Origin of the sequence: Tersicoccus sp. Bi-70, assembly GCF_001968825.1 — a bacterium.
Taxonomy (GTDB): Bacteria; Actinomycetota; Actinomycetes; order Actinomycetales; family Micrococcaceae; genus Tersicoccus.
This window is the reverse complement of the sequence record NZ_MIEU01000010.1, coordinates 253,413-269,066: the sequence shown is the minus strand read 5'-3', so window position 1 is coordinate 269,066 and position 15,654 is coordinate 253,413. Positions and strand designations below refer to the sequence as shown.

10 protein-coding genes are annotated in these 15,654 nt (G+C 72.6%); all 10 read right to left on the bottom strand.

Translation table 11 applies throughout. The annotated features are described in order from the left end of the window. Positions 1–9 precede the first annotated feature (9 nt). The 10 genes from BGP79_RS05185 to BGP79_RS05140 all read right to left on the bottom strand — a co-directional run bounded on the left by BGP79_RS05185 (position 10) and on the right by BGP79_RS05140 (position 15,417). The gene (locus tag BGP79_RS05185) at positions 10–387 is read right to left on the bottom strand and encodes a hypothetical protein (RefSeq protein WP_076693576.1); all 378 of its coding nucleotides are present in this window, start codon (positions 385–387) and stop codon (positions 10–12) included. Beyond that, positions 368–4,543 (bottom strand): DEAD/DEAH box helicase, encoded by a 4,176-nt coding sequence (locus BGP79_RS16575; RefSeq protein ID WP_076693575.1) that lies wholly within the window; start codon positions 4,541–4,543, stop codon positions 368–370. Before BGP79_RS16575 ends, BGP79_RS05185 begins: the two co-directional genes overlap by 20 nt. Before the next feature lie 87 nt (positions 4,544–4,630). Further along, complete coding sequence (guaA, locus tag BGP79_RS05175) at positions 4,631–6,223, bottom strand: glutamine-hydrolyzing GMP synthase (protein ID WP_076693574.1); 1,593 nt, start codon at positions 6,221–6,223, stop codon at positions 4,631–4,633. 125 nt (positions 6,224–6,348) lie between these two features. Continuing rightward, entirely contained in the window at positions 6,349–6,903 is a 555-nt protein-coding gene (locus tag BGP79_RS05170) for a DUF3817 domain-containing protein (RefSeq protein ID WP_083701643.1), read from the bottom strand. A gap of 2 nt (positions 6,904–6,905) precedes the next feature. Further along, complete coding sequence (locus BGP79_RS05165) at positions 6,906–7,892, bottom strand: SURF1 family protein (protein WP_076693572.1); 987 nt, start codon at positions 7,890–7,892, stop codon at positions 6,906–6,908. 183 nt (positions 7,893–8,075) lie between these two features. Further along, positions 8,076–8,612, bottom strand: coding sequence for a PTS sugar transporter subunit IIA (locus BGP79_RS05160; RefSeq protein ID WP_076693571.1), 537 nt, complete (start codon positions 8,610–8,612; stop codon positions 8,076–8,078). A gap of 30 nt (positions 8,613–8,642) precedes the next feature. After that, on the bottom strand, positions 8,643–10,382 hold the full coding sequence (locus BGP79_RS05155) for a glycerol-3-phosphate dehydrogenase/oxidase (protein ID WP_076693570.1): 1,740 nt from the start codon (positions 10,380–10,382) through the stop codon (positions 8,643–8,645). 79 nt (positions 10,383–10,461) lie between these two features. Beyond that, a complete protein-coding gene (locus BGP79_RS05150) occupies positions 10,462–11,601 on the bottom strand; it encodes a GuaB3 family IMP dehydrogenase-related protein (protein WP_076693569.1) in 1,140 nt (379 codons plus the stop codon). A gap of 75 nt (positions 11,602–11,676) precedes the next feature. Continuing rightward, positions 11,677–13,200, bottom strand: coding sequence for an IMP dehydrogenase (gene guaB, locus BGP79_RS05145; protein WP_076693568.1), 1,524 nt, complete (start codon positions 13,198–13,200; stop codon positions 11,677–11,679). Between the two features lie 162 nt (positions 13,201–13,362). Beyond that, positions 13,363–15,417 carry an acyltransferase family protein gene (locus tag BGP79_RS05140; RefSeq protein ID WP_233121133.1) on the bottom strand — a complete coding sequence of 685 codons (2,055 nt, stop codon included), beginning with the start codon at positions 15,415–15,417 and terminating at the stop codon, positions 13,363–13,365. Positions 15,418–15,654 lie beyond the last annotated feature (237 nt).

Sequence of the window (15,654 nt, the reverse complement as noted above, 5' to 3'; positions counted from 1 at the left end):
GAGCCGGGCTCAGCTCCAGTGCGGCGGGCGCTGTTCCCGGAGCCAGCGGTCGTGGTCCGGGGCGGCGTCGTCTCCGCGGCCGCCCCAACCGCGCGGGTCGTCCTCGGCGGCGAGGATCCGGTCGAGTCGCAGCGCGGCGAGCGGCGGGCCACTGCCGTCCGCGGCGTCCACCGGGTCGACGCGCTCCGCGTCCTCCGCCGGGTCGTCCTCGACCCGTGTGTCCTCTGTCGGCTCGGACGGGACGGTACCGGACTGCGCAGGATCGGCCTGCGGGGTGCTGGGCCGGGCCCAGCCCGCCGCGCCCGGTTCGACGCCGGCCGTCCCGCCGCCCGGCGGGGCGGCATCGACGGTGCGGGTGGGCCGGGCGTCAGCCCTGCGGTGCGCCATCGTCGTGCTGTCCGGCCGGGATCGGCGCTGCCGTGCTGCCCCGGGCTTCGTCACGAGCGGCGTCACGAGCGGCGTCACGAGCGCCGTCACGAGCATCCCGCGGGCCGATGGTCTCGGCCCGCTCGGAGCCGGCACCGCTGTCCGACCCGGCACTCCGGGTCGGATCCGAGCCGATCGTCTCGCTGCGCTTCGAGTCGTCGCCCGCCGTCTCGTCCGCGTCGTCGCCGGTCCCGTCCGGGCGGCGGCCGAGATCCTGCGCCTCGGCGTCGTCGTCGTCGCGGGACCGGTCGAGCGTCGGGGCGTCGGTCAGGAATGCCGGGGCCTCCGCGCTGAGGAATCCGGCGACCCGATCGGCCAGGCCCTCCGGGTCGCTGAAGACCTCGATGGTCCACAGCGTCAGGTAGGTCCACCCGGACCGCTCCAGCAGGGCGGGTCGCAGGCGGCTGCGCTCCCGCACGGTGTAGGCACAGTACCGATCGGAGCCGTCGGTGATCATAGCGGTCGGTTCGACGCCGCGGGCAGCCGGGAGCGCACTGAGATCGACGCCCCCGGTGTGGGCCCGCACCTCGAGCCCGCGCGCACCGATCCGGTGAGCCAGATCCGCCACGAGCGGGGACGGCGCGACGTCGGACTGCTCCGGCACGCGCCCCTCGGCGAGCGCGGAGATCCGGCCGCCGTCGGCCACGGACCCGGCGAGGATGTTCTCACCCGGCTCGTCGAGCGGCTGAAGACCTCGTTCGAGCAGCTCGTGGTAGTCGAGCGCACCCTCGCGCAGCTTCATCTTGTCCAGGTCGTCGGGGTGGAAGCACGTGAGCACGTGCAGGTGGTGACGCGCCCGCGTGGTCGCCACCGCGAAGAGACGGCGACCGTCCTCGCCGGAGAGGTCCCCGAGCGTGTGCAGCACCCGCCCGTGCGGGGTGCGGCCGTAGCCGAGCGAGAGGATGATCCGGTCCCGCACCACTCCGGCCGCACGGTCCAGGTCGACCACCCGGAACGCGTCGGGGCCGGCGGCGAAGAACTCGGCACGCGCCGGGTTGTCCGCGACGGCGTCCCGGACGGCGTCGGAGATCCTCCCGGCGTGGCGGCGGTTGCCGGCGATCACGGCCAGGGACTGGGCCGGGCGGGTCGACGCGTGTCGCATCACCAGGTCGACGACCCGGCGCACCTCGGCGTCCGTCGACTCGACGTCGCCGTCGCTGGTCGGCAGGCCGGTCCCGTCCGGCAGGTACTCCACGACGAGGCCGCCCGCGCGGCTCGGCGGCGGCGACAGCCACTCCAGCCGGCCGTCGTAGAAGTGGTCGTTCAGCTGGGCGGTCAGGCCGTCGTCCACCTGCCGGTAGACCATGGTCAGCCGTCGCTCGGGCAGCACCTCGGCCAGCGACGTCAGGGCGCTGGGAATGTGCGGGTCCGCGTTCGAGGAGGAGACACCGGCGTCGACCGTGAACGCGCTGACGGCGTCCAGGTGCTGGTCCCCGAGGGCGATCACCTGCCGGGAGCGGGCGATGGCGGGCAGGGCGGCCGGCAGGGACGTCGACTCGGCGTCGAGGATGACGACGGCGTCGAAGCGGGTGCCGACGGGAACACCGTCGGGCAGGTCGAAGGGACTGGCCGTGATGACAGGGGTCAGCGGCAGCACGAGATCCGGCGTGCGCAGGAAGTAGCCCGCGGCCGTGATGGAGCCCGACTTCAGCGCCTCCTTCAGCGCCTCGGCCTGTCCGGGCGCCGACTGCAGCGCGGTGCGCCACGCCTGCGCGAGGATCGTCTGCAGCCGGGCCGGCCCGGCGGCGATGTGCGCCTCGTCGGCCAGGCGGTACTCCGCCTCCACGGTGCGCAGCGTCTGGCCGCTGGCCATGGCCAGGAAGTCGTCCCCGCTGATCATGGCCTCGAGGGCGGACTGCCACCAGGTCAGTTCCAGCTCGGCGGCGACGGCGTCCGCGCCGACCTCGCGCCGAGCCAGGTCCTCCAGCAGTTCGTCGATGCCCTGTTCCCGCATCGACTCGAGCAGCAGGGTGCGCTCCGGCAGCGTCGCCAGCGTCTCCTCGTCGGCCACCAGCGCGTCGAGCGTGCGCTGCAGGTCCTCACCGGTCCGTGTGCGCAGCCCGGTCTCCGAGGTGACGGGCAGCACCTCGTCCAGCTGGTCGAGCAGGGCGGCGAGCGCGTCGAACTGCCGCGCGATCTCGGGCAGGCCACTGGGGATGCGCGGGTGCCGCTGGGTGCGGGCGATCGCGGTCCACTGCCGTCGCTGCCCCTCGACCTGCACGAGAGACCGGTGCAGATCGGCGATGTGCACGCCGGGGCGGATGTACTCCTTGGCGACGCGGCGCAGACGCGAGCGTTGCACCGAGTTCATCTCGATGCCCCGCTCGCGTCGCCAGGGACTCGTCGCCGTCGCGGCGATCAGGTCCTTGACGGGCCGGTCGAAGATGTCCGGGTTGAACCGGTCCAGGGTGTCGCGCACCGCGAGCAGCAGACGGAGCTGCTCCCCCCAGGCGTTGGCGCTCTCCCCCAGGGTGATCTCGGACGTGGTGGCGAGCTCGTCCAGACGGCGGAGCAGCGACGGGAGCTGCTCGGCGGCCTGCTGGGCGAGCCGGTGGGCGTCCCCGGTCTGCTGGCGGTTCATCAGCCGGGCACCGAACCACGGGCTCACGGACGCCGCCCGCGAGAAGCTGCCGAGTTCGGCGGCCCGCCGCAGCCGGTCGGCCAGGTCGGTCCGGTCGAGCATCGCGTCGAGCACGCTGCGCTTGAGCCGCACCTGGGTCGCCGGCGCAGGGTCCGTGGCCATCAGGGTCGCGAGGGCCTGCATCGCCTGGTACGGCGAGCAGTGCCAGCGGTCACGCACCTGGTGGAGGGAACGTACGTGCTCAGCGAGCCGGTCGCGGTGACGGCGCAGGGTGTCGTGCACCCGGTCCACGTCGGGCGGCACCGCCTTCTCGTTGCGCACGATCGCGCGCACCAGGGCCGAGCGCAGCGTCGCGGACTCGGCGGCGTCCTCGAGGGGCAGCACCGTGGAGCCGAGGTTGACCTCCTCCATCCGTGCCGTGAACTGGCGCAGGCTCGAGCGCCGCTCGGCGGTGACGAGGACGGTCTTGCCCTGCGCGGTCAGCGTCGCGACGGCGTTGACGGCGGTCTGCGTCTGGCCGCTGCCGGGCGGGGTAGTGACGGTGAGCGACCGGCCGGCCCGGACCAGGTCGAGGACCTCCTGCTGGGAGGAGTCGGCGTCGAGGACGAGGAACTCCTGGGCGGGGTCGCGCTCGTCCAGCGGCGGGTAGGCGTGCGTGTCCGCGCCGGTCACCGGCCGGCCCGAGACGAGGGCGCCGATCACCGGGTGGCGCGGGTCGAGCCCGTGCAGCCGTTCGGAGAGGTCGGCCAGCGTGGTGGCCAGCAACCGGTACTCGACGGTCAGGTCGGGGATGTCCCCGCCGAGCTGGCGCAGCTTCTCGAGGACCGGCTGCGGGTCGAATCGGCCCGACGCCGTGGCGGCGGCCAGCAGTTCCTGCTCCTCGATGCGCACGTCGTACTCGCGGCGCACGTGCCGCAGCAGGGCCGGGTTGACGCGGGCGTGGCCGGTCAGCTGGATCTCGTGATCGTCCGAGCCGGGACGGACCGCGAGTTCCATCCGGGCCATCAGCACGGGCGCGTACAGACGGCCCCGGGTGCCGGCGCCCCAGGAGGTGAACGTGGCGGTGCCGAACACGAGATAGGCGGCGTCGATGCCGTGCTCGGCCGCGAGCTCCTGGATGCGGGCGCGCAGGGCCCGGGCGGCGGCTGCCGCGCGGGCGCTGTGGTCGGGGTCGCGCAGCAGCGTCGTCAGCCGCGTGCGCCGGCCGGAGAGCAGCTGCGCCATGCCGGACGGATGCGCGTGGGTGAGGTCGATGACCGCCCGCGGACCGGACGGCAGGTGGAGCAGGGTGTCCACCCCGCTGTACCCGTCGAGATCCTCGAGCCAGGACGCCAGGTCCTCGGCGGTGGGCGGCGTCGGCGTCGCCGACGCCGCGGGCTGTCCGCCGGCCGGGTCGCCGGGCGCCCCGGTGACCGCGTTGCCGGTCACGTCGCCACCGGCACCGGGCACGACGTCGGTCTCCGCGTCGACGGTCCGCACCGCGTCGTCACGGGAGGACTCGGCGCGCAGGGGTCGTCGGGGAGTGCTGTCGGACATGGTGTCGAGCCTAACGGTCGTGCGGCGGGCGGAAGCGGAAGCCGGAGCACGCGCCGCCGTCGGGCGTCACCGCGCGACGGTCCGGGCTCACTCCCACTCGATGGTGCCCGGGGGCTTGCTGGTGACGTCGAGCACCACCCGGTTCACGCCGTCCACCTCGTTGGTGATGCGATTGGAGATCCGTGCGACCAGATCGTAGGGCAGCCGCGACCAGTCCGCCGTCATCGCGTCCTCGCTGGAGACCGGCCGCAGCACGATCGGGTGCCCGTAGGTGCGGCCGTCGCCCTGGACGCCGACGCTGCGCACGTCGGCGAGCAGCACCACGGGCATCTGCCAGACCTCGGCGTCCAGTCCCGCGCCGGTCAGTTCCTCACGGGCGATCGCGTCGGCCCGGCGCAGCAGCGCGAGCCGCTCCCCCGTGACCTCGCCGATGATGCGGATGCCGAGGCCGGGGCCCGGGAACGGCTGGCGGCCGACGATCTCCGCCGGGAGGCCGAGCTGGGCACCGACGGCACGGACCTCGTCCTTGAACAGGGTGCGCAGCGGTTCGATCAGCTCGAACTCGACGTCCTCGGGCAGGCCGCCGACGTTGTGGTGACTCTTGATGGTGGCGGCCCCCTCACCGCCGCCGGACTCGACGACGTCCGGGTAGAGGGTGCCCTGGACGAGGAACCGGACCCGCTCGCCGGTGGCGGAGGCCTCCGCGAGGATGGCCTGCTCGGCGGCCTCGAAGGCGCGGATGAACTCGCGGCCGATGATCTTGCGCTTCGTCTCCGGATCGGTGACGCCGGCGAGGGCACCGAGGAAGCGGTCGGCCTCGCGGGCCACGTACAGCTTCACGCCGGTGGCGGCGACGTAGTCGCGTTCGACCTGCTCCGCCTCCCCCTCGCGCAGCAGCCCGTGGTCGACGAAGACGCAGGTGAGCTGCTCGCCGACGGCGCGCTGGACGAGGGCGGCCGCGACCGCGGAGTCGACGCCGCCGGAGAGGCCGCAGATCACCCGGTCGGTGCCGACCTGGTCGCGGATCCGCTCGACCTGCTCCTCGATGACGTTGCTGGTCGTCCAGTCCTGCGCGAGCCCGGCACCGCGGAACAGGAAGTTCTCGAGCACGGCCTGGCCGTGGGCCGAGTGCCGCACCTCGGGGTGCCACTGCACCCCGTAGAGCCGGCGGTCCTCGTCCGCGAAGGCGGCGACCGGCGCACCGGCGGAGCTGGCGAGCACCTCGAATCCCTCGGGGGCGCGCTGGACACTGTCCCCGTGGCTCATCCACGCGGTCTGGGTGTCGGGCACGCCGTCGAGCAGGGAGCGGCTGCCGCCGTCGGCGGTCACCTCGGTCGAACCGTACTCACGCAGGCCGGTGCGGGCGACCTCGCCGCCGAGGGCCTGGGTCATGGCCTGGAAGCCGTAGCAGATGCCGAGGACGGGCACGCCGGCGTCGAACAGGTCGGCCTGCACGCGGGGCGCGCCGTCGGCGTACACGCTCGACGGACCGCCGGAGAGGATCAGCGCCGACGGGTTCTTCGCGAGGATCTGCTCGGTGCTCAGGGTGTGCGGCACGATCTCGGAGTAGACGTTCGCGTCACGCACCCGGCGGGCGATCAGCTGGGCGTACTGGGCGCCGTAGTCGACGACGAGGACCGGGCGCTGCTCCAGCGCGGACGAGTCAGCGAGGGTAGTCACGGTCCAAGGGTAGTGGGCGGCCGGTCACCGCCCCCAATCCCGCCGGTCAGCGGGCGACGGTCGGTCCGCCGGTGGGCAGACGCAGATCGGCAGCCGACCGTGGCCGGACCCGAGGGGAGGTCCCGTCAGTAACGGCGGACGGCCTTCGGGTTCGCGACCAGCTCGTGCTCGGCCTCCCGGTGGATCTTCCGCTCCATCACGAAGGACAGCCCCGGGATGACGCCACCGAGGGCGATGAGGATGAACCGGGTGAACGGCCAGCGCATGAGCGACCAGAGCCGGAAGTCGGAGATGAGGTAGATGACGTACAGCCAGCCGTGCACGATGAGGACACCGGTCGAGAGGTTGAGGCCGCCGGACAGGTTGTCCGCGGCGATCATGTTCAGCCCGAGCGGCACGGTGGCGTTGGTGGCTGCATCGGTGCCACCGGCGATCAGGTCGTACCCGGCGCCGTAGCGGACCACCATCTCGATGCACAGCAGGATCAGGAAGGTACCGGTGAGGTAGGCCATCACGCGGTAGAAGCCGAGCGCGGAACGGATCTGCGCGCCGGTTCCCCCGAAGCGGCGGCGCCTGGGCTTCCGGTCCGCGGTCCCGGTCCGGCGCGCATCCGTGCCCGCCCGATCGCCCGCCTGCGGGGAGGACGGGGACGCCGTCGACTGCCGATTGCTCTCTGTCACCGTCACACCTCGTTGGTGTTCCCCGCGAGGGGAACGCTGTTGCTGTCCCGGCGATTCTGCCGGGTCAGGCTGGATGGAACCCGTGTGGAGCCGGTCACGCCGCGGGGGCTCCGCGGTCCGTCACCGGCGTCGGGTCGGTCGTGGGCGTCGACGCCGTCGTCGACCGGGTCGTCGTCGGGGCCGAGGTCGTCGTCGTCATCGTCGTCGTCCTCGTCGAGGTCGTCCTCGAGCCGGCGCTGGTGGTCGTCCGCGACCAGGCGCCACCACAGGTAGATGGCGAAACCGGCGAAGACGACCCACTCGACGGCGTAGAAGATGTTGAGCCAGTTGACCGGGGTCTCGGCCGGCTGCGCCGAGGTGACGATGGGGCGCATGGTCGACCCGGCCACGCGGGCGCCCACCTCCGCGCCGGCGCCGGTCTCGGTGTCCGCGGTGACGAAGCCGGACCAGGTGGGCCGCTGCCACCGGTTGACCAGCTGCGCGGTCGCCAGCGCTCCGACCTGGTCGGCCGGGCCGGTGGTGCCGATGGCCGGCGCCTCTGTGGGCAGCAGGCGCCCGGTGATCGCGACGGTGCCGGTCGGCGTCGGGCCGGCGGAGGCCGGGTCGGCGACCCAGCCGCGGGCCACCGGGATGACGGCGGGGGCACCCGACCAGCCGGTGACGGCCGGTGCGCCCTGCACCTGGAGGGGTTCGACCACCCAGAACCCACGGTCGCCGTTGTTGAGCCGGCCGGTCACGAAGACGCGCTGCCCCGGAAGGTAGCGGCCGGTCAGGCTCACCCGGTGATCCACCTCGGCCGTCATCAACTCTCGCCCGGGCGGCGCCACGGAGAGGAGGGGACGGATCTGTTCGGTCTGCGACGGCGGCGGAGCGCCCGATTCACTGGACCGCGAGAACTGCCACTGGCTCAGGAGAACGAACACGGTGGAGACCGCCAGCGCGAGCAGGAGAGCCGCGATCCACCGCGGCTTCAGGGCGGTCCGAAGCACGGTTCAACCCTAGCGGGCGCGCCTCACCCGGCCCAACCGGGCCGGTCAGCCGCCCGGGGTCGGGACGGGCACCGAGGCGGTCGCGTCAGGCATCCTTAGGGCCACCTCGAACGGAACCCACTGCCGGTTCACGCGGAGGTCGCCACCGGGACCGTCGCCGGGTCGACCGGGTGCCGACGGCGGTCACTCGCCGGGCGGGAACCAGATCGTGGAGTTGACCAGTTCGGCGATCACCTCGACGTCGTACGCCCGCCGCAGGGACTCCCGCACGTTCGGCTGGGCCATGGACCGGGCGATGCCGGCGAGCACCTCCAGGTGCAGGCTCAGCGACCCCGCCGGGGTGGCCAGCAGCAGGATGATGTCCGCCGGCCCGTCGGTACTGCCGAAGTCGACCCGCTTCCCGAAAGCGGTGATCCCCACGGCCAGGCTCGCCTGCGTCGCGACGTCGCTACGGGCGTGCGGCAGCCCGACACCGCCGGGCAGGCCGGTGGCCATCTGGTGCTCTCGAGCGTCAACGGCGGCGGTGAACGCCTCGCCGTCGGTGACCCGGCCGGCCGCCACCAGCAGCGCGGTGAGCTGGCGGACGGCGTCGGCCCGGTCGGTAGCGACGACGTCGAGCAGCACGAGGTCCGCCCGGGTGAGCCCCTCGTCGTAGAGGCGCAGGGTGTCGAGCTCGGCGGGCGTCGGGCGGATGCCCGGGTCGCCCGCCGGCTCGCTCATGTCCGCCTCGGCGCAGGTCGGCTCATCGGCTCAGTTCGCCGAGACGATGTCCGCGACGCGGATGCGCTCCGCGTCCGCGGTGGCGTCGTCCGGCTGCTCCTGGCTGATCCGCTCCGCCTTGACCCGGGCGAGGTACACCTCGACCTCGTGGTCGCGCTGCTCGGGCGTCCAGCCCAGCGGCCCGGCCATCAGGTCCGCGACGACGGGGGCGGCCGAGTCGCCGCGGTCCCACGCCTCGATGGAGATCCGGGTGCGGCGGGTGAGGACGTCCTCGACGTGCCGGGCACCCTCGTGCGTGACCGCGTACAGGACCTCGGCGGCCAGGTAGTCGTCCGCGCCGGGCAGGGGCTCGCCCAGCGCCGGGTTCTCCGCGATCATCGCGAGCAGGTGCCGCGACATCGAGCCGTAGCGCTGCAGCAGGTGCTCCACGCGGGCCACGTGCACACCCGCCAGCTCGGCGGTGCGGCCACGCCGGTTCCAGGCGGCCTGGTAGCCGTCCGCGCCGAGCAGGGTGATCGTCTCCGTGACGCTCTCGGCCACCCGCTCGTCCAGGGATCGCGCGGCCTCGTCGACGGCGTCCTTGGCCATCACGCGGTAGGTGGTCCACTTGCCGCCGGCGATGACGACGAGGCCGGGCACCGGGTGCGCGACGACGTGCTCGCGGGAGAGCTTGGCGGTCGAGTCGCTCTCACCCGCCAGCAGCGGCCGCAGTCCGGCGTAGACGCCCTCGACGTCCTCCCGGGTGAGCGGGCGGACGAGCACCTGGTTGACGTGCTCGAGGATGTAGTCGATGTCGGCGCTGGTCGCGGCGGGGTGCGCCTTGTCCAGGTTCCAGTCGGTGTCGGTGGTGCCGATGATCCAGTGCCGGCCCCAGGGGATGACGAACAGCACGGACTTCTCGGTGCGCAGGATGAGCCCGACCGTGGACTGGAAGCGGTCGCGCGGAACCACCAGGTGCACGCCCTTGGAGGCGCGGACCTTCATCTGTCCGCGGTCGGTGACGAGGGCCTGCGTGTCGTCGGTCCAGACGCCGGTCGCGTTGATGACCTGCTTGGCGCGGATGTCGTAGACCTCGCCGCTCTCGTGGTCCTTGACCTTGGCGCCGACCACGCGCTCCCCCTCGCGGAGGAAGTCGATCACGCTGGTCCGGTTGACCACCCTGGCACCGTAGTGCGCGGCGGTACGGATGATGTTGGTGACCATCCGCGCGTCGTCGACCTGGCCGTCGTAGTAGCGGATGGAGCCGACCATGGCATCGTGCTTCAGGCTCGGCGCCGCCCGCAGGGTGGCCCGGCGGGACAGGTGCTTGTGCACCGGCAGGCCCCGGCCGTGCGAGCCGGAGAAGCTCATCGCGTCGTACAGGGCGATACCGGCACCCACGTAGGGGCGCTCGACGAAGCGCTGGTGCAGGGGGTAGAGGAACGGCACGGGCCGCACCAGGTGCGGGGCGATGCGGGTGAGGAGGAGTCCGCGCTCCTTGAGGGCCTCGCTCACCAGCGCGAAGTCGAGCATCTCCAGGTAGCGCAGGCCGCCGTGGATGAGCTTGGACGACCGCGAGGAGGTGCCGGACGCCCAGTCCCGCGCCTCGACCAGTCCCACGTCCAGGCCGCGGGTCACGGCGTCCAGGGCGGCGCCCGCGCCGACCACGCCTCCTCCGACGACGAGGATGTCCAGTTCGTGATGCTGCTCGGTGGTGGCCTTCAGCTCCGCGACCGCGTGATCGCGGTACTGCGGGCTCAGGTCGCCGGTCGCCTCGGTGAAGTCAGCCATGGTGTCCTCTCCTTCTGCGTGGGTTGTCCACGCATCCATTCTGTCCCTACCGGAACCATGACGGCGAGCGCGTCCGCTCTCAGCCGACCGTGGGCACGGGCGCGACGACGACGTCGCACCGCTGGAACTCCTTGAGGTCCGAGTACCCGGTGGTGGCCATCGTCCGTCGCAGCGCCCCCATCAGGTTCGAGGAGCCGTCCGAGTGCCGCGCCGGACCGTGCAGGATCTCGGCCATCGGACCGATCACGTCCAGGTGTACGCGCTCGCCGCGCGGCAGCTCGGCGTGGTGCGCCTCGGGCCCCCAGTGCCAGCCGCCGCCGGGCGCCTCCTCGGCGCGCGCCAGGGTGCTGCCGAGCATGACGGCGTCGGCACCCATCGCGATGGCCTTGACGATGTCGCCGCTGGTGCCGAGGCCCCCGTCGGCGATGACGTGGACGTACCGGCCGCCGGACTCGTCGAGGTAGTCCTTGCGGGCGGCGGCCACGTCCGCGATGGCGGTGGCCATGGGGGCGTGGATGCCCAGCGCCCGGCGCGTGGTGGAGCTCGCGCCGCCGCCGAAGCCGACGAGCACGCCGGCGGCACCGGTGCGCATCAGGTGCAGGGCGGGCGTGTAGCCCGCGGCGCCGCCGACGATGACGGGCACGTCGAGCTCGTAGATGAACTGCTTGAGGTTCAGCGGCTCGCTGCTGCTCGAGACGTGCTCGGCGGAGACGGTGGTGCCGCGGATGACGAAGATGTCGACCCCGGCGTCGACCACGGTGCGGTAGAAGTCCTGGGTGCGCTGCGGGGTCAGGGAGCCGGCCACCGTCACCCCGGCCTGCCGGATCTCCGCGAGCCGGGACGCGATCAGCTCGGCCTGGATCGGGGCCGCGTACAGCTCCTGCATCCGGGCGATGGTGGCCGGGTTGGAGCGGCCACCGCGCAGTTCGGCGATCTCCGCGAGCACGGGCTGCGGGTCCTCGTACCGGGTCCACAGGCCCTCGAGGTTGAGCACGCCGAGGCCGCCGAGTCGGCCCAGTTCGATGGCCGTCGCCGGCGACATGACCGAGTCCATGGGGGCGCCGAGCACGGGGATGTCGAGGGTGTAGGCGTCGATCTGCCAGCTGAGCGAGACGTCCTGCGGATCGCGGGTCCGGCGCGAGGGAACCACCGCCACATCATCGAGCGCGTAGGCCCGCTCGCCACGCTTGGAGAGGCCGATCTCGATCTGGGGAGTCACCGGACCACCCTATCGCAGCCGGTCAGCGCGCCGACGGGGCCGGTGGGGCACCGCCGGCCGCTCCTGCGGACCCGCTCACTTCGCGTAGTTCGGGGCCTCGACGGTCATCATGATGTCGTGCGGGTGGGACTCCTTCAGGCCCGCCGGGGTGATCCGGACGAACTGCCCCTGCGCCTTGAGCTGGTCGACATCGTGCGCGCCCACGTAGAACATGGTCTGCCGCAGACCGCCGACGAGCTGGTGCGCCACCGCCGAGAGCGGGCCACGGTAGGGCACCTGACCCTCGATGCCCTCGGGGATCAGCTTCTCGTCGTCGGGCACGTCCGCCTGGAAGTAGCGGTCCTTGGAGTAGGACGTATTCTTGCCGCGGGTCTGCATCGCGCCGAGCGAGCCCATGCCGCGGTAGGTCTTGAACTGCTTGCCGCTGACGAACACGAGGTCGCCGGGCGCCTCGTCGCAGCCGGCCAGCAGGGAGCCGATCATCACGGTGTCGGCACCGGCGACCAGGGCCTTGCCGATGTCGCCCGAGTACTGCAGGCCGCCGTCGGCGATCAGCGGGATGCCGGCCGGGCGGGTGGCCTTGGCGGACTCGTAGATGGCGGTGATCTGCGGGACGCCGACACCGGCGACCACGCGGGTGGTGCAGATGGAGCCCGGACCGACGCCGACCTTGACGGCGTCCGCACCGGCGTCGACGATCGCCTGCGCGCCCGCCCGGGTGGCCGCCTGGCCGCCGATGATGTCGACGTGCGCGGAGGCGGGGTCCTTCTTCAGCCGGGCGATGATGTCGAGCACGCCCTGGCTGTGACCGTTGGCGGTGTCGACGAACAGGGCGTCCACCCCGGCCTCGACCATGCTCATGGCCCGCTCGTAGCCGTCACCGAAGAACCCGACGGCCGCACCGACGCGCAGCCGGCCGGCCTCGTCCTTGGTGGCCAGCGGGAACTCCTCGGCCTTGGTGAAGTCCTTGACCGTGATCAGGCCGCGGAGGATGCCGCCGCCGTCGACCAGCGGCAGCTTCTCGATCTTGTTCTTCGCCAGCAGGGCGTGCGCCTCGTCGCGGCTGATGCCGGGGTAGCCGGTGACCAGCGGCATGGGCGTCATCACCTCGCGCACGGAGCGGCTGGCGATCTCGGCGCGCGAGAGGTAGCGGGTGTCGCGGTTGGTGATGATGCCGAGCAGCGTGCCGGCCTCGTCCACGACGGGCAGGCCGGAGACCCGGTAGTAGGCGCAGAGGCGGTCCAGCTCGAGCAGCGTCGCCTCGGGACCGATGGTGACGGGCCGGGTGATCATCCCGGACTCGCTGCGCTTGACCCGGTCGACGTGCTCGGCCTGGTCCGCGATCGAGAGGTTGCGGTGGATGACGCCGAGGCCGCCCTGGCGGGCCATGGCGATGGCCATCCGCGACTCGGTGACCGTGTCCATCGCCGCGGAGAGCAGCGGGGTGGCGACGGTGATCCGCCGGGAAAGACGTGAGGAGGTGTCCGCCTCGGAGGGGATCACGTCCGTCGCGCCGGGCAGCAGCAGGACGTCGTCGTAGGTCAGGCCGATCAGCCCGAACGGGTCGTGCCGGTCCACCGTCTCGTTCTCGTCCGCCATGCTCGCCTTCTCGTGATCGCGTGGGTCGCCGGGGAAAGGACCCGGGGCGGCCCGGACAGGTTGGGGTTTGCCGTCCATCCTATGCCGCGGGCAGGAGCCGCGTCCGGCCCCGGTGACCGATCTCACCGGACGGTGACGGCGGGCGGGACCACGCCGGGCGACTCAAGCGCCGTGCCACCCGGTGGCCGCGAACAGGCGCTCGGCCAGCGGCTCCGTCATCGTCGCCGCGTAGGTCTTCGTCACGTGGTTGTCGTCGAGGAAGACCCGGACGTTTCCCTGCACCGGCGCGCAGACCTCGGGGTCGCAGAGCAGGTCCGTGAGGTCGAGGGAGTGGAAGGCGTCGTTGCGGGCAGCGACCTCGTCGGCCGGATTGGTGGCGGCCACCTTGGTCGAGCGCGGCGGGTTGCAGCTCGGCGCGTCGACACCGTCCCGTTCGGCGCACCGGGCCATGTCGAACGTGAAGCGCGGGTTGTCCCGCAGGCCGACGACCTCGATCCCGGCGTCGGTCAGCGCGGTGACGCCGTCCTCGAAACCGGGCAGCAGGCGGTCCTGCGCCGCCGTCTTCGATGCGGCCGTGGAGACGACCACCACCGCATCGGGCTTGATGTCCGTCACCGTCGCGAGCACCCTCCGGTTGTGCTCGGCGCACTCGGACCGCGCCGAGGAGAGGGTGAACGGGCAGGCCCCGCGCAGGACGGAGACGACGTGCCAGCCGTTCCGTTCCGCGACCGCCTGCACGGGCGGGAGCCACTGTTCGGCGTGGGAGTCGCCGACGACGAAGAGCGTGCGTTCCGGGTCCACGCCGGGGACGGTCTGTCCGCAGCGCTTCGGGTCGAGGCGCTCGGCCAACTCGGGGTCGCAGCGCTTCGGCAGGGCCGCGTACTCCTTGGACAGGGCGCTGAACGCCGGGATCGGCTCGACCCCGTCGGGTGTCTGCACGTCGGGGTCGGCGAGCGCCCGCGCTCCCGGGTGGGCATCGGACCCGGCGTCGGCGGCCGCCGCCTGGGCGGAGTCGATGTGGTGCTGCCAGGCCACCAGGGGGGTCGCCACGAGCGCGCAGCAGGCCACGATGACGGCTCCGGCCCACCGCCGCCGACTCTCGATCCGGGAGCTGCTGCGGATGGGTCGTTCGACGAAGCGGGTGATCGCCCACGCCAGGAGGGCCGAGCAGGCGACGAGGGCGAGGCCGGAACGGGGACCGGGATCGCGGCCGACGAGGACCGTGAACACGATGAGCGCGGGCCAGTGCACCAGGTAGAGGGCATAGGAGATGTCGCCGACCTTCACCAGGGGCCGCGACGACAGCAGCCGGTCCGCGCCGATCGGGCTCCGGGAGTTCCCGGCGACGACGATGGCGGACGCAGCCAGGACGGGCCACAGGGCGACGATCCCCGGGAAGGCGCGGTCGACCGCGAGCACGAACCCGCACGCGAGCATCGCGACCAGGCCGGCCCAACCGAGCAGGACCCGCACCCAGCGCGGGGGCACGATCCGGTCGACGGTCAGGGCGAGGAGTGACCCGAAGGCGAACTCGAACAGACGCGCGCGGGTGTCGAAATAGGCGAAGGCCTGGTTCGACGCGGTCTCACTGATCGAGTAGACGAGGGAGACGAGGAAGACGACGGCGAAGATGCCGAACATGACCGTGCGGTGGTTGGCCCACGGTACGCGGCGTTGGATCGGCGTCGTCAGGGCGCGGCCGGCGAGGAACAGCAGCGGCCAGAGGATGAACACCTGCCCCTGGATCGACAGGGACCAGAAGTGCTGAAGCGGGCTAGCGGCGTCGTGAGCGGCGTAGTAGTCCACGGCGTTGACGGCGAGCAGCCAGTTCTGCACGTAGAACAGGCTGGCCCACGCCTGCTCGAGCACGGTCGTCCAGCTGGACGCTGGCAGCAGCAGGACGGTGGCGGCGAGGGTCAGCAGCAGGACGGTGACGGCGGCAGGCAGCAGACGCTTGAACAGGTGCAGCCAGTACCCGCCGAGAGCCAGCGGGCGATCCTGCTCGAGCTTGCGGATGAAGCTGCCCGTGAGGAGGAAGGCGGAGAGCATCAGGAAGACGTCGACGCCACCGGAGACCCGGCCGAGCCAGATGTGGTAGCAGACCACCATCATCACGGCGACGGCCCGCAGGCCCTGCACCTCGGGACGATAGGCGCGACGAGCGGATGAGGCGGGACCACGGGGCGGGCGGGTGGGCAGGGCGGCCGTGGACGACACGAAGCTCCTCGACGGGGACGGGGACCGGCCAAGACTATCCCGGTCGATCGTGGCCGCCGGGCGAGCAGCCGACGGACCGACCTGCCACCGGGCGCGGGCGCCCGCGTGACCGACGTCTCGACTTCGGACATCGTCCCACGTCAGCATAGGATTGACGACCGTATCGGGTCTGTCCCGGGGCACGTCCGGCCAAACCGTCGGCCGCGCCTGCCCCGAACTGCTCCCGGCGTCCGGCGA

Bases quoted from the DNA above. Each gene is read 5' to 3' on its own strand.
- BGP79_RS05155 (WP_076693570.1), bottom strand. From the start codon at position 10,382: ATGGCTGACTTCACCGAGGCGACCGGCGACCTGAGCCCGCAGTACCGC.
- BGP79_RS16575 (WP_076693575.1), bottom strand. From the start codon at position 4,543: ATGTCCGACAGCACTCCCCGACGACCCCTGCGCGCCGAGTCCTCCCGT.
- BGP79_RS05160 (WP_076693571.1), bottom strand. From the start codon at position 8,612: ATGAGCGAGCCGGCGGGCGACCCGGGCATCCGCCCGACGCCCGCCGAG.
- guaB (WP_076693568.1), bottom strand. From the start codon at position 13,200: ATGGCGGACGAGAACGAGACGGTGGACCGGCACGACCCGTTCGGGCTG.
- BGP79_RS05185 (WP_076693576.1), bottom strand. From the start codon at position 387: ATGGCGCACCGCAGGGCTGACGCCCGGCCCACCCGCACCGTCGATGCC.